The 20,724-nt window shown below is 67.3% G+C and carries 15 protein-coding genes; 1 reads left to right on the plus strand and 14 read right to left on the minus strand.

From position 1 onward, the window contains the following. Positions 1–55: 55 nt before the first annotated feature. Positions 56–3,604, minus strand: coding sequence for a dermonecrotic toxin domain-containing protein (locus ACODS9_RS01265; RefSeq protein WP_489093066.1), 3,549 nt, complete (start codon positions 3,602–3,604; stop codon positions 56–58). A gap of 148 nt (positions 3,605–3,752) precedes the next feature. On the opposite strand from ACODS9_RS01265, the gene ACODS9_RS01270 reads away from it, so the two are divergent. Continuing rightward, positions 3,753–5,996 carry a putative bifunctional diguanylate cyclase/phosphodiesterase gene (locus ACODS9_RS01270; protein ID WP_489093067.1) on the plus strand — a complete coding sequence of 748 codons (2,244 nt, stop codon included), beginning with the start codon at positions 3,753–3,755 and terminating at the stop codon, positions 5,994–5,996. 11 nt (positions 5,997–6,007) lie between these two features. Here ACODS9_RS01270 and ACODS9_RS01275 read toward each other — a convergent pair whose 3' ends face one another. The 13 genes from ACODS9_RS01275 to ACODS9_RS01335 are packed head-to-tail and all read right to left on the minus strand — an operon-like array spanning position 6,008 to position 20,724. Next, complete coding sequence (locus ACODS9_RS01275; protein WP_489093068.1) at positions 6,008–6,784, minus strand: ChbG/HpnK family deacetylase; 777 nt, start codon at positions 6,782–6,784, stop codon at positions 6,008–6,010. Continuing rightward, positions 6,756–7,928, minus strand: coding sequence for a GNAT family N-acetyltransferase (locus tag ACODS9_RS01280; RefSeq protein ID WP_489093069.1), 1,173 nt, complete (start codon positions 7,926–7,928; stop codon positions 6,756–6,758). The genes ACODS9_RS01275 and ACODS9_RS01280 overlap by 29 nt, the downstream gene beginning before the upstream one ends. Positions 7,929–7,932: 4 nt before the next feature. After that, complete coding sequence (locus ACODS9_RS01285) at positions 7,933–8,622, minus strand: N-acetyltransferase (protein WP_489093070.1); 690 nt, start codon at positions 8,620–8,622, stop codon at positions 7,933–7,935. Between the two features lie 34 nt (positions 8,623–8,656). After that, positions 8,657–10,567, minus strand: coding sequence for a hypothetical protein (locus ACODS9_RS01290; RefSeq protein ID WP_489093071.1), 1,911 nt, complete (start codon positions 10,565–10,567; stop codon positions 8,657–8,659). Beyond that, a complete protein-coding gene (locus tag ACODS9_RS01295) occupies positions 10,564–11,868 on the minus strand; it encodes an oligosaccharide flippase family protein (RefSeq protein WP_401105371.1) in 1,305 nt (434 codons plus the stop codon). Before ACODS9_RS01295 ends, ACODS9_RS01290 begins: the two co-directional genes overlap by 4 nt. Next, on the minus strand, positions 11,868–12,875 hold the full coding sequence (locus ACODS9_RS01300) for a polysaccharide deacetylase family protein (protein ID WP_046855789.1): 1,008 nt from the start codon (positions 12,873–12,875) through the stop codon (positions 11,868–11,870). Before ACODS9_RS01300 ends, ACODS9_RS01295 begins: the two co-directional genes overlap by 1 nt. A gap of 9 nt (positions 12,876–12,884) precedes the next feature. Continuing rightward, a complete protein-coding gene (locus tag ACODS9_RS01305; protein WP_401105373.1) occupies positions 12,885–14,021 on the minus strand; it encodes a glycosyltransferase in 1,137 nt (378 codons plus the stop codon). Next, the gene (locus ACODS9_RS01310; protein WP_401105375.1) at positions 14,014–14,979 is read right to left on the minus strand and encodes a glycosyltransferase family 2 protein; all 966 of its coding nucleotides are present in this window, start codon (positions 14,977–14,979) and stop codon (positions 14,014–14,016) included. The genes ACODS9_RS01305 and ACODS9_RS01310 overlap by 8 nt, the downstream gene beginning before the upstream one ends. Continuing rightward, positions 14,976–16,346 (minus strand): O-antigen ligase family protein, encoded by a 1,371-nt coding sequence (locus ACODS9_RS01315; RefSeq protein WP_401105377.1) that lies wholly within the window; start codon positions 16,344–16,346, stop codon positions 14,976–14,978. Before ACODS9_RS01315 ends, ACODS9_RS01310 begins: the two co-directional genes overlap by 4 nt. Next, positions 16,343–17,449 (minus strand): glycosyltransferase family 4 protein, encoded by a 1,107-nt coding sequence (locus ACODS9_RS01320; protein ID WP_489093072.1) that lies wholly within the window; start codon positions 17,447–17,449, stop codon positions 16,343–16,345. Before ACODS9_RS01320 ends, ACODS9_RS01315 begins: the two co-directional genes overlap by 4 nt. Further along, positions 17,446–19,020: a GumC family protein gene (locus tag ACODS9_RS01325; RefSeq protein WP_046855785.1), complete on the minus strand. Its 1,575-nt coding sequence runs from the start codon at positions 19,018–19,020 to the stop codon at positions 17,446–17,448. The genes ACODS9_RS01320 and ACODS9_RS01325 overlap by 4 nt, the downstream gene beginning before the upstream one ends. Positions 19,021–19,034: 14 nt before the next feature. Beyond that, positions 19,035–20,054: a polysaccharide biosynthesis/export family protein gene (locus ACODS9_RS01330; RefSeq protein WP_046855784.1), complete on the minus strand. Its 1,020-nt coding sequence runs from the start codon at positions 20,052–20,054 to the stop codon at positions 19,035–19,037. A gap of 22 nt (positions 20,055–20,076) precedes the next feature. Further along, on the minus strand, positions 20,077–20,724 hold the full coding sequence (locus tag ACODS9_RS01335) for a CpsD/CapB family tyrosine-protein kinase (RefSeq protein ID WP_401105381.1): 648 nt from the start codon (positions 20,722–20,724) through the stop codon (positions 20,077–20,079).

A 20,724-nucleotide genomic window follows, 5' to 3' on the forward strand; every position in this document is an offset into this window, starting at 1 on the left:
TTGCGAGCATGCGCCGACCTCCGGAAAATTACCAGCCCGGCGCGGTGGTTGCCGATCACTCTTCGAATGGCGGCGGGAACACCTCGGCCTCCAGCAGCCTCATTGCGCCGATCGTCAGGGCATAATCCATGGCTCGGGGATCTGCAAAGGTGCGCAGCCGTTGCCACAACCGGGCCTGATCGTAGTCTGGCAGATCCTGCAGGTCACGCAGCTCGCGACGATATTGCAGCGGCAGCGCGTTCCAGATGGCCCAGTCGTCGGCATCGGTGTCCTCCAGCATTTCCTCGTAGTCGGCGTCGGCAACCAGCAAGTCGACGCCGTGCTGAACGTAATAGGCCTGGATCTGTTGGTTGACCCGCTCGCTGAGGTCCGAGCTTTCCAGCCACAGGTTCTGGGCCGCCACCCGCGATAGACGCAGGTCCTGCGGCAAGCTGGCGAAGCGGTTGTCACGCAGGTCGAAGACGGCGGGTCGCCAGTCTTCATCGCTACGAATACCGCTGGGCCAATCGACGAGTTGGCAACTGTTGAGGTTGAGCACATCCAGTTCGCCCAGGCGGTTGAGATCGGGGCTGCGGGCCAGCGGGTTGTGCGACAGGTCCAGCATTCGAAGCGCGTCGAGACGATCCAGCGCGGCTTGATTCGCGTCGCTCCAGACCAGATTGTTACCTTGCATATCAAGCCATTCCAAGGATTGCGGAACGGCGATAGCTGGCAACTGCTCGAAGCCGCAACCGACCAGATGCAGACGTTGCAACCCTGGAAACCGTTCGAGAAACTCGGCAGGCAGTTGGCTCAAGCCGGGGTTTTCGCCCAGGTCGACTCGCTCGATATGGGTGAAGCGGTCTGGCAGCGCCAGGGTAGCCAGGTCGTCGTTGGTCAGTGCCAGGTCGTTCAGACTGATCTGGTGAATGGCAAGCCCTTCCTCCTCCGAGTACTCCGAGATCCGCTGCCAGTTGCTGACTAATCGTCGGGCGGCGGCGTGGCGCAATGGGTCATTGCCAGCCCAGGCGCGCATCTGGCTGCGGAACTCCAGCAACTGCTGTTCCAGATCCTCAAGTTGCCGTGCCGGATCCAGGCCGGCCTCGAGCCACTGGCTCAACTGTTCGTTGACCTGGTGGTCCGCGGTCTCAGGGTACAGCTGTCGGTAGCGGCGAAAGAGCGCGCCGACTTCGATGCGGGGGGCCTCAGGCGCTGGCGCCTCCATGCCGCCGCGTAACCGACCGCGCTTGCCCCATCCAGGCAAATGGCTGCCCAGCAGGCGCCTGGCCATGGCGCGGTCGGCCGCGACCAGTTCGTGAATCCGTTGGCGCAGGTCATTGGCGCCACTGGCAGTCAGGCCAAGGGCCTGACGATCAACCGAGGACAACGCTTGCAAGGTCGCCCGACACAGATCGTTGTCCTGGCGCAGCGCGACCGGTCGCTCGCCCAGGTAGGCTTCGTAGCCGTCAGCCGACTTGAGCACGGTGCAGGTACGAGCGGCATGGTCCGCTCCGGCGGCAAGCAGCACCGGCCCCTGAGGGGATGCGGCGCGCAGCTCGAGACGCAGTTCGCTCGGCCAGCCCGGCAGATCGGCCATGGCATTGATGATCAACCGCTCGCTGTGCCCGTTGGCCAGCTGGGGAATGTGCAGCCCTTCCAGTGCGGCTTGCTCGACGCCTTCACTGACCTTGGCCAGGCGCAGGCGCTCGAGTGTCGCGCGCAGCGCGGCGGGTGGCGGGTTGTTTGTCAGGTGCAGCTGGCGGAGTGCGGAGCTCCTCAGGCCATTGGCCCTGGCCGCGCCTTCGAGCGCAACATCCGGCATGTGTTGCAGGCGGCTGTCCAGGCGCCGGACCAAGGTCGCCAGCGACCAGTCGCGGGGTTGCTCATGGCTGCCGCGCCAGGCGCCCGCGCCATTATGTTCAAGCGGCGGCTGGAAGGCGGCGCCGTCATCGGGGTGGACGATACGCCATTGCGCCTGGCGCGTATCCAGGCGCTGCTCGTAAAGGTGCCCATCCATGCGGATGAAGTGGCGCCCCTGGTGCAGGAACTGCCCCTGTGCATTGGCCTCGAGTTCCTCCGGCAGCGCCACCGCACTGCGGTAGTCGGTCAGGTCGGGTCGCCACAGGCGTTGGCTGCCGTCATCGAGGGTGATCGGGTCGAGGCCTTCGAGCAACGGGCTGCCCGCCAGATGTCTCAACGCCTTGCCCGCCAGGTGCAGGCCACCGATAACGGCCAGGTTGAGCGCCACCGACTTGAAGTGGCCGAAGGCCTCTTCGCGGTCGCCGACCTGCCAGGCCTCGTAGCCCTCGTAGGCTCCATCCAGCAGTTGATACGCCATCACTGCCGTCATGATCGTGCCCAGCGCAGGGACGAACATCCCGGCGATCATCAGCATGTCGAGGCCTGCCTTGTCCCAGAGGGCCTTGCGTGCTTTGCGGGCCTGTTCGTCGGCCTGTGCGCTGGGTACTGCCAGTTGCAGGGCTTCGTGCCGCAGACGCGCCACATGGTCGGCGTGGAGGAAATCGTACAGGTTGCCGTCAATCGGCACGGCGCACGCATGCAGGTCGGCATCCGCGTTTTGGCGAAGCCGGCTGGCAAATGCGCCTTGCTGCTCGCGCGGCACATAGTCCATGAAGCCTTGACGAAACGCTGCCTGTTGCAGATCGGCACGCAGTTGCCGGTGCAAGGCATCGAGGTCGTCAAAGGCACGCAGGCTGGCGGCCTGAGCCGGTAGATAGAGGAGCATGCCGGCTGTACCAGTATCGATCAGGATCACCTCGTGCAAAGTGATGCCGAACAGGCTCAGCTGACTGCAGGCCAGCGCCTTCCCATCGTCGAGCAACGCCTGTACCGCGTCCCGGCCTTTACCATCCAGCTGGTTGCGTATCCGCGCCAGGTCTGCCGCCAGGCGCAGGCTGGCCTTATGAACGCGAACCGCCGCCGGGCGAACGAGCGGGGGCGTGAACAGGGCATCGAGATGGGCCTGGTAATGTTGGCCAATATCCAGTTCACGGCAGGTGCTGGCAAAGGCTGCGGGTGACAGGGCCAGTGGCTTGATGCGGATCTGCTCGCTGGGCAGCTCGATATCGACTTCGGTCTCGTTGTCGCCGAGCGTGGTCTTGCCGGTGACCAGGCTTTCGCTCACCTGCCAGTCGCCCTCCAGGGCGAGCGCGCTGTCGCGATCGAAGGTGAGGTTTTCAGCGAAATTCTGCAGGGCGGCCTGCAGCAGGCTACGGTGTTCGTGATGGGTGGTGTAGGCCTGGAAGGTATAGAACCGCTTGACCACAATCAGCGACGTACTGCGCAGCGGCGTGCTCAGGCCGTGTTGCCTGCGCAGGCGCTCGGCGAGCAGGGGTTCGGCGAACTCGTTGATGTTCTTCAGGCCGCGCAGGTGCCTGGCCAGCGTGCGTTGGCTGCGCATCAGGCGAGCCTGGCTGGCCTTGACTGCTTCGCGCAGGTGGGGCGCGGCATTGGCGAACCAGGCCGCCTCGCTGTCGGGCAGGCCCTGGGACGGCATGATGCCTTCGTGCAGCCGCTGCCAGTGTTCGGGCGTGGCTTCCCGCGCCCAGGCCGGCAGGCGGCGCTCAAGGATATGTTGGTGCGGGTTGGGGGTATCCGATGTCATGTTTGGCTCCTCGCAAAGCCCGCATCAGAGCAGCCGCGCTGGCATCGACGGTGGTGCATATGCATCCCGGCCCGCGAGCTGGGAAAACAGGCCTCAATATTGGTCGCGCCACGCCGATAACTGCTAAATCGACCGCCATCGCCTGCCTATGACCATTCCCCAGCATTCTCCTGAACCTACGCATCTGCCATCCGGTACCTTGCGGCACACGCTCAACCGCCTGTTGCCGGTCGGTCTTGCCCTGGTGGGCATCGGCCTTTCGGTTGCCCTGGGTCACCTCGACGCGCAGCGCGAGCGCAGTGAGCAACTGGGCAACCTGGCAGCCCACCTGGCGGGGATGCGTGGTGCGCTGGAGGCGCAGCTGGGCGCGGCGTTCGGCGAGGCCGAAGGCATCGCCCAGCTGATCAGTGCCGACGGCGGCATCAGCACCGCGCACTTCCATGGCATGGCCCGCGATGCCTTGCAGTCGGTGCCCTACATGCGCCATATCGCACTGGCGCCGGATGATGTGATCAGCGATGTCTACCCGTTGCCTGGCAACGAGCGGCTGATCGGGCTGGATTACCGCCAGTTGCCGGAACAGTTTCCCCTGCTGCGCTCGGCCCGCGAACATGCCCAGCCGGTGCTGGCCGGCCCGCTGCAGCTGTATCAGGGCGGGCGGGGGTTGATCTACCGGCGACCGGTGTTCGTCACCGGCAAGCGCGGCGTGCGCTTTTACTGGGGCAATGTATCGATCGTTGCCGATATCGATCGATTGCTGCTCACGGCGGGGCTGCGCCCGGACACCGAGTTCGAGCTGGCCGTGCGCGGGGGCGATGGCAAGGGCGCCGAAGGCGCGCTGATCTGGGGCGATCCTCGGCTGTTCGACGAACCGCAGGTGAAGATGACGGTGGAGGTGCCGGGCGGCCTCTGGCAACTGGTCGCCGCGCCACGGGGTGGCTGGTCGGGGCTGGACCTGTTCGGCTCGCCGCTGTTCCTGTTCGCCTTGAGCTGCACGGGTGTGTTCAGCCTGTTCGTCGCGCAGCTCAATCGCAAGCAGCGTCTGCTCGAGCAACGCAATCGCGAGCTGCAGCGCTACCAGGCCCAGCTCGAACGCCTGGCACACTACGATACCATCACCGGGCTGCCCAACCGCATCCTGTTCCAGCAGCAACTGAGCACTGCCATCCTGCAGGGCCATGGCCTGGCGGTGCTGATGCTCGACATCGACGGTTTCAAGCAGGTCAATGACAGCCTGGGGCACCCGATGGGCGACCTTTTGCTGCAGCAGGCGACCGCGCGCTTCCTGCAGGAACTCGACAGCCAGGACCGGCTCTGCCGGCTGGGCGGCGATGAGTTCGTGTTCATGCTGCAGGGCGCCCAGGGACAGGTGAACCAGCAGGTCCGCGCCTTGCTGCGCTGCCTGCAGCGGCCATTCGACCTCAATGGCAACGCCGCCCTGGTCACCGGCAGCATCGGCCTGGCCTGGTGCCCGCAGCATGGCGAGGATGCCGACAGCCTGTTGCGCCATGCCGACACCGCCATGTACGCCGCCAAGGAGGCCGGCCGCGATGCCTGGCGGCCTTATCACCCGGACATGACCGAGCGCCTGCAGCAGCGCCTGGAGTTGGAGCGCAACCTGCGTCGGGCGCTGGAGCACAATGAGTTCGAGCTGTGGTACCAGCCCAAGGTTGATCTTTTCAGCGGGCAGCTGGAGGGCGTCGAGGCGCTGCTACGCTGGCGCGACCCGGAGCATGGCCTGATTTCGCCGGGGGAGTTCATCCCCCTGGCCGAACGCACCGGGTTGATCATCCCGCTCGGCGAGCGGGTGCTGGAACTGGCCTGCGCTCAGTTGGCCGAATGGCGTGCCAGTGATGGCCTGCCCGGACCGTTGGCGATCAACGTCGCGGCCTTGCAGATCGAGCGCAGCGACTACGTGACCAGCCTCGCCTCGGCGCTGGAACGCCATGGCCTGCCGGCCAACCTGCTGGAGGTGGAAATCACCGAGAGCCTGCTGATGGAAAGCCAGCAGCAGGCCTGCGCGGTGCTGGCGCAATTGCAGGCCATGGGCGTGGCCACGGCGGTGGACGACTTCGGTACCGGCTATTCGTCACTGGCCTACCTGCGCGCGCTGCCGATCGACCACCTGAAGATCGACCGGGCTTTCATCAAGGACCTGCCCGCAGACGACGACGCGGTGGCCATCGCCAGGGCGATTATCGATCTGGGGCATGCACTGGGGTTTCGCATCACCGCCGAAGGCATCGAGACCCAGGAGCAGTACGATTTCCTGCGCCACGCCGGTTGCGACCAGGGGCAGGGGTTCCTGCTCGGGCGGCCGATGCCGGCCGAGGCGTTGCGCGGTTGGCTGGCCGAGAACCACGAGCGCCGGCATCGGCCGCCGGGGCGATAGCGGGTGGGTTTTCAGCCCATCTCCTGCATCCCCAGGCTCGCATACCCCACCCGCGGCACTTGCCCCAGGCGCTGCTCGACCAACGCCAGCAGCGATTCGCCGCTGGCCAGGTAGGCATCGCCGAAGTCGTGCCCGCCAAGCGCGCTGGGATGGGCTACTACCTCCAGCACGCCGTGCGCGGGGGCCAATCCGGCCTTGAGGTCGGCTGGGGTGCAGACGAAGTCGGCGGTGCTCCCGGCGAGCTGGCGCAGGCGCCGGTTGAGCAGGCTCTTGAACACGCGCTTGGCCGGCCCGATGTTGTGTCCCACATTGCGCGCCAGGCGGATCGGCACCCCCTGGGCGCGGGCGAAGCGGGCGACGATGACGCCCACCGGCCAGATGTTGTGCACGTGCTGGTGCGAGTCCAGGTGGCTGGGCATCAGGCCGTGATCCAGGCAGTGTTTCCACTGGGCCTCCAGTTCCGCTTCCACGGCGGCCCGCTCGCGCCGCGACAGGCGCAGGGTGCGTTGTTTCAGGCGCAAGTCGAACTCGCCATGGGGCGTGCAGAAGCGCGGCTCGGCGAGGATCGCCTGGCTCAGCGGGCGGCCATAGGTGAGGTTGAAGTGCAACCCCACCCGTCCCTTGAGCGCCGGTTGCTGGGCCAGCATGCAGGCGGTGGCGAAGGCTGGCATGTTGGCCATGGCCGTGGCCGAGCTGATCAACCCGGCCTGGAAGGCGTGCAGGATGACCGCGTTGGTGTGGGCGCTGAGGCCGAAATCGTCAGCGTTGACTATGACCTGGGATGGCATCCGGGCGCTCCTGTGGCGGGGTGGGGGCGACAATATCGGCTTCCTGGCGCGGCGAACGCCTGCGCAGGCGTGGCTTGAGCCAGTGCCAGCAGCGTAGCGCCAGCCCCAGCAGCACGCCGTCGGGGCGCCAGCTGTAGCTGCTCAGGCGCCACTGTTCAACCTGGCCGGTCATGCGCTCGTGCAACTGGTGGCTGGAGTTGTCCAGGCTGACCCGCGAGGCGTCGACCCACTTCCAGTCTTCGTCCAGGCCCCAGTGAATCCATTCCTCGAGCAGCACGCGGCCGCTGCCCAGGTCACGGTGTTCGGGGACGAAGGCGAGGTTGTAATCGTAGATTCGGCCGCGCTCCAACAGGCCCAGACGGTAACTGATGCAGCACCCGTCCAGTTCCAGCAGTACCAGGCACACCAGGCCTTCTCCGGCCAGGGCGGTGAAGGCCTGGTACATCCATGGGCGACGCTGGGGGCCGGAGAAGATGCCGACCTCGTCGTCGCCTTTCCAGCTGGTCGCTTCGACAGCGCTGATGGCGTCGAGCAGTTCGCCCATGTTCTCGGAGGTGGCGACGACCCGGCGCACGCTGGCACCGCAGGCCTTGATGCGTTTGCGCGCGCGGCGCAGCTTGTAGCGCGGGTCGCCACTGACTTCCTGGCGGTCCTGCTCGTTGATGCGGTGCACCGGCACCCGGCAGGTCAGGCGCTGCTGCCAGGTGGAACTGGCGCCGGCCCACTGGCGCAGCCAGCCATCGTGCTCGGCGTTGTCCGGTACCTCGCTCAATTGCAGCAAGGCATGCGGTAGCCGCTTGCGTATGGCCTGCAGGACCTGGTCGGCATATAGCGCCGGCAGGTCGATGAGCAGGGCGATACGGTCGCTCAGCGGGTATCCCAGGTGACGCACCACCGGGGCGAACAGCGGGCCGAAGGGTTCGCGGGCGCGGATCAGTGGCAGGCACAGGCACAGGCGCTCGTCCTGGTAGCCGAGCAGGACCTGCAGCCGCTGGCCCGGCAGCAGGGCAGACTCGGCGGCGCGCAGCCAGCCGAGGTGGTTGAACGGCGTGCTGCCGGGCAGGCGCCTGCGCAGCGCCTCGTAGTCGGCGGCGGGGAAGTCGCCGGCGCGCAGCGACGCGCACCATTTCAGTTGCAGGCCCATGGGCTCAACCCGCCGTGGCCGAGGAGGCCGGAGCCTCGGGCTTGCGCAATGGCTCGAGGCGCGAGGCGGTGTAGCGGCTTTCGCGGAAGAACTTCCAGCGGCCGAACAGGCAGTACACGTTCATGATCCGTCCTTGTTCCTGATAACCCATGCGCAGGTGCAGCTTGAGCGCCGGAATATTGTGCTGCTCGCACACGTCCACCACCTTGGTGCAGCCCTGGGCGGCCATGGCCTTCCACAGTTCCAGCTGCAGGTCCACCGACAGCTCCGTACCCCAGTATTTGCGGATCAGCTCGCCGCCGAACTCGAAGAACTCCCCCGCCCCGACCGGGAACCAGCAACCGTAGTAGTGACGGTCGTGGTAATGGCGGCTGCTGCCCCAGATGAATGCCACGGCGTCGTTGTCGTCGTCGAGGAACATCAACCCGGTATGGCCCTCGGCGGCCAGTTCGCGCATGGTCTCGACCCGGTCGCCGAAGTGGCGGGCGAAGGCACGCACGTTGTGCACGGTAATGTGCTCGACCCGCAGGGCGCCATAGGGCTTGAGCCGGTGCGGCGGCACCGGGCTGACCAGGTCGCGCTCCATCCACAACAGTTCCCAATGATAGAAGACGTAGTGCCGCCAGGCACTACCGAGGGTGTCACGCAGTCCCTTGCGCTTGATGCGGTCCTGGATCTTGGTGAATGCAGTCATGGTGCCTCCTGGGCATGGCTGATCGAGGTGCGTCTCATGACGCGCTCCAGGTCAGGGCGAATACGGTCTGCCCTGGCAGTTGAAAGTGGATCTGGCCATCCGTGCAACTGAAGCTGGCGCGGCGGCTCTGGTTGTCGGGGCCGAACAGTTCGAGCTGGCCGGTGGGGCAGCCGCCGAGCGACAGCGCCACCTGCTGCAGGCGCTCGGCCTTGTTCACCCCCAGCAGGCTGCGCTGGTGCTGGCGGGCCATGGCCAGGGCATCGACCTCGAAGGCGTCGTTGTCCAGGGCCAGCACCTGGTCCAGCCAGTGACGCTGGATGAACTGCTGGGCCAGGCCCACCGGCTTGAGTTCGTAGCGCTGGCCGCCGGCATCGCGCAGCATGCCCTTGGGCCATTCGGGCTCGTCGGCGACGTGGAACCAGTTGAGCATGTCGAGCAGGCCGTCACCGGCGGCGTTGATCACCACCGAGGTCCACCACAGGCCGGCGTAGTGGGTGTTCTGTTCGTAGGGGCTGAGGCTCGAGCCGCTGGACAGGTTGGTCTGGTCCAGCAGCAGCGCCTTGCGCGGCCGGCCCTGGCCATCCAGGCCCACCAGCGCGGCGGCCTGGCGCACGCTGTCGCGGTAGCTGCGGGTGGCGAGCAGATCGCGGACCATCCATTCGTGCCAGGCCAGGGCATCGATCTGCGCGCTTTGCTCGGCCAGCAGGCGCCGTGCCCAGTCGATGCCGCGGCGCTGCTTGCCGTCGTCGGTGAAGGGCCCGCCGAGCAGGCGCGAGGAGGCCGGCATGGCGATGCGCACGCCGGCCTCGCGGGCGCCGGGGTAGTCGCGCACCCGTTTGGCCATGGCCTGGAAGAAATCGCGGTAGCTGGCGTAGTCGCGGTAGTTGAGATTCGGCTCGTCGGCGAAGGCCAGGTAGTGGGTGCCTTTGCCGCCGAGCGCCTTGGTCGCCTCGAGCCAGGCGCTCAACCCATCGGTGCTGGTGCGGTCGCTCCTGAGGTCGGCGACCCGGGCGCTGCCGGCCAGCAGGGTGATGTCCTGGAGAATGCCGAAGCGCTCCTGATAGAGCTTGCGCCAGGCGTTCTCGAAGTCCGGCTGGCGTTGCAGCACGTCGACGAAACTGTAGAAGCCGGCGGCCTGGGGGCGCAGGGCGTCCAGCGCGGCGAAGCTCGAGGCCGGTGGCAGCACGTAGGGTAGGGCGACGCCCAGCCGTGGGGTCGGGCCGAGCACCTTGTCACCCAGGGCCAGGGTTACCTGGCCCGGCAACTGGGGCAGCTCGCCGAGGTCTGCGGCGCGCTGGGCGAACAGGTTGGCGCTGCCGTCGAGCCAGAACGCCGCCTTGCCGCTGCCCTGCAGGCCAAGGCGCCAGGTTTCGTCACGGCTGCTGGCAGGCAGCGCCTGTTGATCGAAGCGCCAGTAGGCGCGATAAGGTTTTAGCGGCAGCTGGATGCGCCGGCCATCGCTGAGGCGCTCGGCGAACAGGCCATGCACGCCGCCGTGGTGCTTGCCGGCCAACACCGCCTGCTCGCCGGCCTTGACCCGGAAATACAGGGTGACACCAGGCCCGACTTCAGCGCTGAAGTGCACCTTTGCCGGGGCGAACAGCGCACGGGTACTGCCGTCGTGTTGGACGCGATAGTCGCGAAAACTGTAGCCGGGCACCTCCAGGCGATAGGCGCCGCCGCCCGCTGCCAACGGCCAGCGTTGCTCGCCGCGCACCTGCGCGGCTTCGATCCGACGTTCGCCGGTCAGGCGGCCGTTACCGTCCAGCAGGTACAGGTGCTCGGCGTTGGCATCGGCCTGCCAGGCCGGTTGCCACTGGATACGCACTTCATCGGCGCGCTCGGGGAGCAGGTACAGGCTGCCGTCGCGGATATCGCCCCATTGCACAGGCGCGGCGAGCGCGCTCTGCGTCAGAAGCGCACCGCACAGCAAGGCCGCCTTCATGCCGCCCGCCGTTGCAGCATCTGACGCAGTGGCGCCAGATCGGCTGGCAGGATGATCAGGGTCTGGCCCAGCGGCACGCCGCTCAGGCGGCAGTACAGCACCAGCATGGCCACGGTGACCGCCAGGTAGGCGATGGACGAGGCCGCTGCCGCGCCGACGATACCCCAGGTCGGAATGAGCACGATGTTGAGCACCAGATTCAGTGCAGCACCGGCGCCCATCATCAGCGACACCGTGCCGGGGCGGTTCTTGCCCAGCAGGTCCAGGCGCAGGATGCTGGCGTAGCACAGCCCCAGCAGGCCAGGCAGCAACGCCAGCAGGGCCGGATAGGCCGGGGCATATTCGGCGCCGAACAAGGTGACGATCAGCCAGTGGCCGATCAGCGCCATGCCCAGGCAGGCGCCGAGCATCACCGTGGCGGTCAGGCGCAGGGCCAGGGGAGTGATGCGCTCCATGCCGGCATCCTGCTGCAGCAGGCGCTTCATCAGCGGCGTGGTCACCGCCTCGGGAACGATCAGCAGCAGTTCGGCTGCGGCGCTGGCCATGGCGTAGTGGCCCAGGGCGGTGCTGCCGAGCAGCGCGCCGATGAACAGGTAGTCCGAGCGCAGGATCAACTGCTGGAACAAGAGGTCGGGGTGGCTCTTGGCGCTGTAGCTGAGCAGCTCGCGCTGGCCACCACGGTCCCAGCGCAGGGCCAGCGGGTGCTGGCGGCGCAGCCACCACAGGCCGAGCGCCAGGACCAGGGCGATGCCGCACAGCCAACTGATCAGCGCCGCCTCCAGCGCTTCGTCGCGCCACATCCAGAACAACCCGAGGAACAATAGCAGCGGCGCCAGCGACTCGGTCAGACGCAGGGCGTTGAAGGCGCCGACGCCGCCGCTGGCGTTGTGCAGGGTCAGCAGGCCGCTCTTGAGCACGGTCATCGGCACCGCCAGCAGCAACAGCCAGGCCAGCAGGCCCAGTTGCACAGTGACCTCAAGGTCGGCGCCGAACTCGCGCACCAGGAACACGCAGGCCAGGGTCAGCGCGCCGGCCAGCAGGCAACCGTAGACCAGCACCTGGGTCAGCAGCAGGCCCATGTCGCGCTGCTTGGCCGCCTGGTAGCCGACCGCGCTGTTTAGGCCGCCGCTGGTGGCGGCGCTGATCAGGTCGGGCAGGGTGCTGAGCAGGGCGAACAGGCCGCGCTCGCTGGGCCCGAGGATGCGCGCCAGGAGCACGTTGCGCAGCAGGCGCAGGGCGATCATGGCAAGCTTGGTGCCCATGCTCAGCGCCAGGTGGCGCAGGTAGCTGTTGCGGTTCATCAGCGGTCTCCGCGACTGATGCGCCAGGCCAGCAGCGAGGGCCGGCTGGCATTGCGCTGGCTGACGCCGATGCGCGGCAGGGCCAGCGGGTCGTCATGGCCCTGGCAGATGCCCGGGCGCGTGCTCAGGGCGTAGGGGTAGCGATGTGCGGCGACCTGGGCGCGCACGCGTTCGTCGTGGTCGCCGTTGGGGTAGCAGTACACCGGCAGCGGTGCGCGGCAGCCTTCGTTGAGCGCCGCATGGCTGCGCGTCAGTTCTTCCTTGAGGCGATGGTCGTCCAGGTAGGGCAGCAGGGCATGGCTGGCGCCATGCGGGCCGAAGCGCACCAGGCCGGAGTCCTCCAGGGCGCGCACCTGCTGCCAGTCCATGGCCTGGGGCAGCGATTCCGTCGGGCAGGCATCGGTCAGTACGTGCAGGGCCTGGGGGCTGAGGCTCTTGAGGGTCTGCAGGTAGCGCGCCAGCACCAGGCTGCGGGCCTTGCTGTGGTCGTGCATGAAGTAGGCCGCCGGCAACGGCCGGCCGAGTTTGCGCAGGCGTTCGATCAGTTGCCGCCGTGCCTCCTCGCCATGACTGCCCCACAAGGTCTCGCCGACGCTTTCCCACCAGAAGCGCTGGCGGCTGCCGATGTAGTCGGTGGACAGGAAGATGCTCGCCGGCACCTGGTGGCGCTGCAGCAGGGGGAAGGCGTTGACGGCGTTGTCGCGCCAGCCGTCGTCGAAGGTCAGCGCCACCTTGGGGCGGCTGTCGCCGCGGGGTTCCTCGTGGCTCTGCAGCAGGTCCATGAGGCTGACGCAGTCGAAATGCCGGGGCAGCCAGCGCAGCAAGCCTTCGAAGGCCCGGGGGCCAACGCACAGTTCGTTGCGGTGGGGCAGCGCGGCGCTGGCGTCATCGGCCAGCACCCGGTGCAGCATGAGGATCACCCCGGCGCCACGCAGCTCGGCGCGTCCGCGTGGCGAGTTGAAATAGAACCAGCCGCTGGCCTGCTTGATATGGGTCTTGATCGGCATGTCCGTCGCTCATCGATTCTGGTCGGGGTTCCATTGGCTGTAGCTGTGCCCGCGCAGGAATTGCCACAGGCCCACGCTCATGCCGGCGAGGGTGACCAGCACGAAGGCGGCCAGGCGGAACGGGCGGGGCAAGCGCCGACGGGCGTCCAGCAGGCCGGCGATGGCGGCGGCGTAGCCGAGCAGTTGCAGGGCCAGGGTCAGGCGGTAGAAACCGGGCTCGGCGGCCAGCCACAGGTTGGCCAGCAGCAGCGGCAGGAGCAGTACCGGGGCCAGGCGGCGGATCAGCTTGTGGCTGATCAGGGCGATGGCGTACAGGCCGTGGCGCGCCGGGTTGAGCAGCTCGCGGCGGGCGGCCAGGCTCAGCAGACCGCCGACGGTGACGCGCTGGCGGCGGCGGAACTGCTTGTCGGCCTCGTCCACGCCCTGGTCGAGCACCACCGCCTCGGGCACATAGACGATGCGCAGGCCGGCGGCCGGTGCGCAGGTGCTGATGAAGAAGTCGTCGTTGACCTGTTTCGGGATCGGCTGGTACAGCGCTCGGCGCAGGGCCAGCAGGGCGCCGTCGGCCGAGACCATGCAGCCGGTGCGGTTCTCCACCTTGCGCACCCAGGCTTCATAGTGGCGGTACAGGCTGTCGCCGATGCTCAGGCCCTTGCCCGGATCGGGGATGATCATATGCCCGGCGCTGCCGCCGACATCGGCGTCGGCGAAAGGCGCCAGCAGCAGGCCGAGGGTGTCGGTCGACCACTGGTTGTCGGCGTCGGTGAACACCAGCAGGTCGCCCGTGCACACTTGCACGGCACTGTTCAACGCACCGGCCTTGCCCAGGCGTGGCAGGTCCAGCACCTGCACCCGTGGGTCGCCCAGGCTGCGGGCCAAGGCTACGGTGCGGTCGCTGGAGCCATCGCTGGCCACCACCACCTGCAGCTCGGCGGCTGCGTAGTCCTGGCCGAGCACGCTGGCAAGCTTGGCCTCGATATGCCGCTCTTCGTTGTGTGCGGCGATCACCACGCTCACCCGCTGCGGCGGCAATGGCGAATGCGTGCGACGGGCAAAGAACGGTGCGGCCAGGGTCAGCAGCAGGGGATAGCCGACCCAGGCATACAGCGGCAGCAGCAGGCATAGCCAGAAAATGAACTCAGCCACGGGCGGGCCTCCTTGCGGTGCGGTTGAACAGGCTGAGGATGAACGCCGCGCCGGCCAGGTGCAGGCGCAGCCAGTGCAGGCCCCAGAGCTGCAGCGTGAGCAGCGGGTCGCGGTGCCTGCGGCTCTGGCGCAGGCTCAGGAGCAGCGCGGGCAGGGCGCTGACCAGCAGGAAGAACAGGGCGACATGCGGGAAACCGTCGAGCAGCGCCGACAGGGCCATGGCGTCCAGCACCCAGGCGCCCACCGAGAGCATCGGGAACCGCAGCAGGCGCAGGCTCACGCCATGGCTGCGCAGCAATTGCAGGTGGCTGCCCTGGCGCCACATCTCCTTGCCCAGCCATTCGCGCCAGTTGGCTTCATAGCCCCAGTGCAGCACCGCCGGTTCGCGCAGCACGCGAAGGCGCGCGCCGGCTTCATGCAGGCGCAGGGTGAAGTCCTTGTCCTCGCCGGTGCGCAGGCGCTCGTCGAAGCCGCCGACCTGCTCGAACCAGCTGCGCCGCATCAACAGGTTGGGGGTGGGCAGCCAGGTGCAGTCCTGCACCGTCTGGCCGGTGCGCAAGGTGCGCCGTTGCCAGGCCTGGGCGAACCACGGCGCGTGGCGCGGGGTGTCGCAGTCCAGCGCGAAGACATCGCCTTCGCCACGGCGCTGCAGGTCCAGCAGCAGGTCCAGCCAGTGTTCCGGGACTTCGATGTCGGCATCGAGGAAGGCCAGCCAGTCGCCTTGGCTGGCGTTCACGCCGGCATTGCGCAGGGCGCCGATGGCCACGCCCGGCACGTTCAGCACCTGGGCGCCGTGGGCGCGGGCGATCGCCGGGCCGTCGTCGCTGGAGCCGTTGTCCACCACGATCAGCTCGCAGGCCAGCCCCGCCGCGCTGGCCGAGCGCCGCGCGGCGTCGAGGGTGCGGCCGATATGGCGGGCTTCGTTGAACATCGGGATGACGATACTCACCCGGCTCATCGGGCCACCTCCACGGTCTGCTGCTCACGTGCCTGGCCGAGCAGCACGCTGGATAGCGCCAGCATCAGCCACAGGTACTTGTGGCTCGGGGCGCTGAGGAACATCAGGAACAGGCCAATGGCGAGCATGCTCATGGTCAGGTGGGTCATCAGGTCGGCGCGGTCCGGGTCGCCGGCCGCGCGGAAGGCGGCGCGCGCCCGCCAGAAATTGCGCATGGCCAGCACGATCATGCCGACGAACAGCAGCCCCGCCGGCAGGCCGACTTCGCTGAACAGCTCCAGGTAGGTGTTGTGGGCGCGGCGGTAGAGGTCGGTGGTCTTGCTGTTGACCGGGGCGAAGGCCTTGGAGAAGCCGGTGTCGGCGTAATGCAGCGGGAAGGTGCCGGGCCCGGTGCCGAGCAGCGGGCTGTGGCTGATCATTTCCTTGCCCACCACCAGGTAGGAGGCGCGCCGTCCCAGCGACTCGTCCTGGTGCGCGTTGACCCCGGACTTGAGCAGCATCAGCGACTGGATGCGATCGGCGTAGCCGGCGGGCATCAAGGCGATGCCCAGGGGCAGGACGATGGCCAGGCCGAGCATGGCGAAGCCCAGGTGGCGCGGGCGGATGCGCGTCAGCTGTTCGCGATAGTTGTGCAGCACGATGCCCAGGCTGATCAGCAGCACCACCAGCCCCGAGCGCGACTCGGTCTTGGTCATGCCCACCAGCAGCAACAGGCAGCAACCGGCCCAGAACAGCTTGACCGGGATCTGCCGCGCCTTGATCGCCAGCCACAGTCCCAGGGGCATGGCGATAGTGATCAGCAGGGCGAAGGCATTGGGGTCGAGCATGGCCGAGGCGCGGCCCTGCTCCTGGTACTTGGTGGAGAAGATCGCGAACAGGCAGGTAACGCACACGCTGACGGTGATCAGCCGCGCCAGCAGCGGTAGGTTGAGGTCGCGACCGACCAGCAAGGTAATGACGAATACCACCAGGCCCACCAGCAGCTCACGCAGGTGCCCGCCCGACAGGGCCAGGTCGTCGCTGGCCCACAGGCTCAGCAGGTACAGGGCCATGAACGGCAGCAGCAGGCGCCATTGATTGCTGCGCAGGCGCTCGCCGGGGAGTTGGCGCACTGCCAGTTGCAGGCTGAGGATCAGCACCAGGCCGATGCCCACCAGCTTGGCGCCGGACACCAGGCCGTCCTTGAGCAGCCCCTCCAGCGGTACCAGGGTGGCGATCGCCAGCAGGCCCCAGGCCGGCTTGCGGTACAGCACCAGCACGCCGGCCAGGCCGATCACGCCGCCGGGCGCCAGGAACGGGTAAGGGCTGGCCAGCAGACCCAGGCTCAGCAAGGCCACCAGGGCCACCAGCGACAGGGGAATGATCATGCGACAACCTCCTCGGCCGTGCCCCGGTACACCTGGGCCCAGCGTTGTGCCAGGGTCGGCAGGTGGTAGCGTTGACGTTGAGTCTGGCGAGCCCGGGCAACCAGTTCGTCGGCCTGCTCGGGGTCTTGCAGCAGCGCTTCGAGATGTTCACCCAGCTCGGTCGTGGCCAAGGGACGGGCGAGCAGGCCGTTGTGGCCGTGCTCGATCACGTCGGGGATGCCGCCGACACCGAAGGCCACCACTGGCACACCATCCTGCATGGCTTCGAGCAGGATCATCGGCGTGCCTTCGGTGCGCGAGCTGATAACCAGCGCATCCAGGCGTTTCATCCAGCCGCGCATGTCGCGCTGGAAGCCCGGCAGGGTGATGCGCTCGCCCAGACCGGCAGCGTCGATGCGCTGTTGCAGGGCTTCGCGCTCAGGGCCTTCGCCAAGCATCACGGCGTGGACCCGCGGTTGGCGCTGACACACCGGGATCAGCGTGTCGAGGAACAGGTCGGGGCCTTTTTCGCTGGAGAGCCGGCCGACGTAGGCGGCGAGCCAGGGGGCGCCGCCTGGCTGTGCCGCTCCCATGCCATCCTTTGGCTGTGCTTCACAGATCTCGGGCAGTCCGTTGGGAATCACCTGCAGCTTGGCCGCTGGCACCCCGGCTTCGCGGTGGATACGGGCAATGCTCTCGGCCACGCACACCACCGTGTCCACCGTCGGCGTGCGGCACAGCTGCAGGCTCAGCCAGGTGTAGAAACGCTGCTTGCGGCTGCGCGGGGTAAATCCATGCTGGGTGCTGACCATCGGCAGGCGCAACAGGCTGGCACCGATCCAGCCGAACAGCTGCCCCTTGAAGTTATGACTGTTGACCAGCGGACGTTCGCCGCGCTGCGCGCCAAGCGCCTTGAGCACCGCCCCCAGGCCCCGGCAGGTGTCGCACTCGACACCCGCCTCACGAAAGCGCGCCACCAGTTCGGCCGGGGCATCGAGAAACAGCACCCGATGCCGCCCAGGGGTCGCCTGGCAATGGTCCAGGAGCATGCGCTCGGCGCCGTAGAACCCGCCGCTGCTCAGCAGGTGCAGGATCGGCCGGCCGGCGTGCAGCGCGGCGTTCAATTGCGCACCCAGTGCCACAGGCGTGGCAGCGACCAGCTCTTGTGCGGGTTGGGCAACGCCGGGGTCTGGTCGTTGATCACCAGCAGCACGGGCAGGCCCAGCTCGTGGCTGATCTGCGCCGGATGCTTGAAGCGGTGGTCGAAGAACTCCCTGACGTAGACCACGGCAATCGCCAGCAGCAGGCCGGTGACCAGGCCGAACGGAATGATCAGGCCGGGTTTCGGGAAGCTTGCCGCAGTGGGTTCGTAGGGGGCGCTGAGGATGCGCGCGTTGGACTGGCTGCCATCGAGCAGGCCCTGGCCACGGCTTTCCTCGTAGCGCTGGGCGTAGGTGGAGAAGGCCTTGTGCAGGGCATCGATCTCGGTGTCCAGCTGGCGAGTCTTGCTCTGGGTCTCGCGCAACTGGAGGATGCGCTTGCTGTAGTCGGCGATGCGCTGGGTCTTCTGCTCGATCACCTGCTGGGTCACGGCCAGGTCCTGCTGGCGTTCACGGATGCGGTTCTCGACGATCTTGAGGAACTGCGCGCGCAACTGGGCGATCTGCTGGCGGGCCATCACCATCTGGTCGGAGCCTGGCTGGAACACCGTGGCGTCACCGTTGTAGCGGGCCAGCTGGGTGGTCAGCTGCTCACCGAGCTGCTTGATCTCGCGGTCCTCGAAGGCGACGTTGTCGACCGTGGTGGTGAAGGTGTAGGGGAAGGCGTAGTCGGCCATCTTCGCCTTGTTGGCCGCGGCCAGGCTGCTTTGCAGGTAATCCAGCCACTTCTGGTTCTGCAGCTGGCGGTCACGTTGCAGGTTGAGCGCCTGTTCTTCGGTGTTGATGGCGTTGAGACGGAAGGTGATCTCCTCCTTGGGATCCGACGAGCCGATGGCGGTCAGCAGGCCCAGGCGCTGGCTTTCCAGGTCACCCAGGCGAGCCTGGTAGTGCAGCTTCTTCTGCTCGTAGAAGGCCTCGGGCAGTTCGTTGGACTGCAGGTCCTGGCGGTTGGCCAGGAAGTTCTCCAGCAGACGGCTGACGAACAGCGTGCCCAGCTTCGCGTCATTGGCGCTGTAGGTGATGGAGATCACGTTGGAGCCGGGCAGGGTCTCGACCTTGAGGTCCTTGACCGCCTGGTCGGTGAGGGTATCGAGCTGGGTGTCGCGATCGTCCGCCACGCTGTTGCCGAACAGCCGGTGCAAGGGCTCGATCACTGCGTGACGCAGCGGGTCCAGCACGGTGCGCCGCAGCAGGCCGGGCTCGTCCGGATAGTGGCCTTCCTTGCGCAGCTCGCCGATGGTCTGGCGGATCAGGGTTGGCGAGCGCAGGATGTTGCTCTCGGTCTCCATGTCGGCCAGCGACGGCGGGATGAACTGGTCGGCCTGCTGGCTGAGCGCCGAGGTGGTGTCGCTCTGCGAGAGTTTCTTGGACTGCACGATGACTTCGGCGGTGATGTCATAGCTCTGCTTGAGCACCAGCGGCAACAGCACGGCGATCACCGCGAACACCAGGAACACCCGTTTCACCAACTGGCGGTTGGCGAAGAAGATGCGGAAGAACTCATGTACGTAGTTTTCTTTCGGTTGCGTGGTCATGGTCCGTCCCCCGGTCAGTCGTCGCTTTCTTTATTGTCGACGCGGTAGCTGAAGCTGAAGCCGAAGCCTTGGAACAGCACCACGTCGGCCAGTTGCCGGGACAGCTCGGCGGCGCTGGCCAGCTTGGTCTTGGGCACGTAGAGCATGTCTTCGGGCTGCAGGTAGGCGAGCTTCTGGCTGCCGCCGGAGAGCGCCTGGTCGACGTCGTAGTTGACCGCATGCACGGTGTTGCCCTCGCGACGCATGATCACCACCGAACCGAGCTTCGCCTTGAGGGTCGGGCCGCGGGCCAGGGTCAGCGCCTCGAGCACGGAGACGGGGCGACGGATCTGGAAGGCGCCGGGCTGGCCGACTTCGCCGAGCACGTAGATCTCGTTGGCGGCGGTGGACTTGAGCAGCACGTCCACGCTCATGCGCCCTGGCAACGTGGCGTAGCGCTCGTTGAGGTAGTCGCGCAGCTGGTTGACGGTCATGCCTTGCAGCGGCACCGAGCCGATTTCCGGGAAGGTGGCGCGGCCGTCGTTGCCCACGGTGATGTCGCGGCTCATGCCGGTGCCGGGGTGGCTGAGGGCGTTCTTCAGGTTGACCTCGTCGGTCATCGGGCTCATCACCCGCACGGTGACCTGGTCACGGTTGGGCTTGAACACCCGCTTGTCCTGGTAGGCCTGGCGGATGGCGCTTTCGGCTTCGCCCGGGGTCATGCCCTCGACGCGCACCGCGGCGTTGGTACTGGGCAGGGTGATGGTGCCGTCGGGCTGCACCAGCTGGTTGCCGTTCAGGCCGCTGGCGGCCATGAAGTTCAGGTCCAGGGTGTCGCCGGACTGGATGCGGTAGGCCCCGGCCGAACGGTTGCTGACGTGGAAGATCACTTCCAGCACGTCCTGCGGGCGCAGTACCTGCTCGCGGCGGGCGACTTCGGTGGCCTGGCTTTCGGCGGGAGGCGCGGTGAGGATCTGCACCGGCATCTCGCGGTTTTCCTGGCTGGCGCAGCCGGCCAGGGCCAGTACGCACAGGGCAATCGAGGGATATCTCATGGCGTTCATCCTGTGCGGCCTCTCAGAGATTTTCGTACAGCCACTTGGGCATGTAGTACTTGCGCTTGTTGAACACGCTGCCGATCAGGCGTGCGCCGGCCTGGGTCAGGCGCTGGCTGGCGGCCTGGGCCACCTCCCAGCGGGTCTCCTCGGCGCACACCACCAGGATCACGCCGTCGACCAGGGTGCCGATCACCAGGCTGTCGGCGCTGGCGTAGATGGCCTCGCCGTCGATCACCACGAAGCGGTACTGATTGCTCAACTGGTGCAGCAGCACGCGCAACTGCTCGGGGTCGAGACGGTCGCGGCCGCGTTTCCAGGTGCCCACCGGCAGCACGTCGAACGGTTGGTCGGACAGGCGCACGATGCAGTCCTGGGCCAGCGGCGGAGTGTCCTGGTTGAACAGCAGGTCGCTGTAGCCGCGCAGTTTGGTCAGGCCCAGTTGCTGGCTAAGGCCGCCAGGTGCCAGGCTGGCATCGATCAGCAGCACGTTGCCGGCACTCATGAGGGCCAGCTGGCTGGCGAAGGCCAGGGCGCTGGTGCTGGTGCCACTGCCGGTGTTGGCCGCGGTCAGCAGCAGGGTGCGCTGGTCGAGGTCGAGCACGGTGGCGGTCAGGTTGGTCTCGCTTGGGGTAGCGATCGTCAGGCTTCTCGAGGATGAACCGTCCAT

The organism is Pseudomonas sp. FG36 (assembly GCF_057809275.1).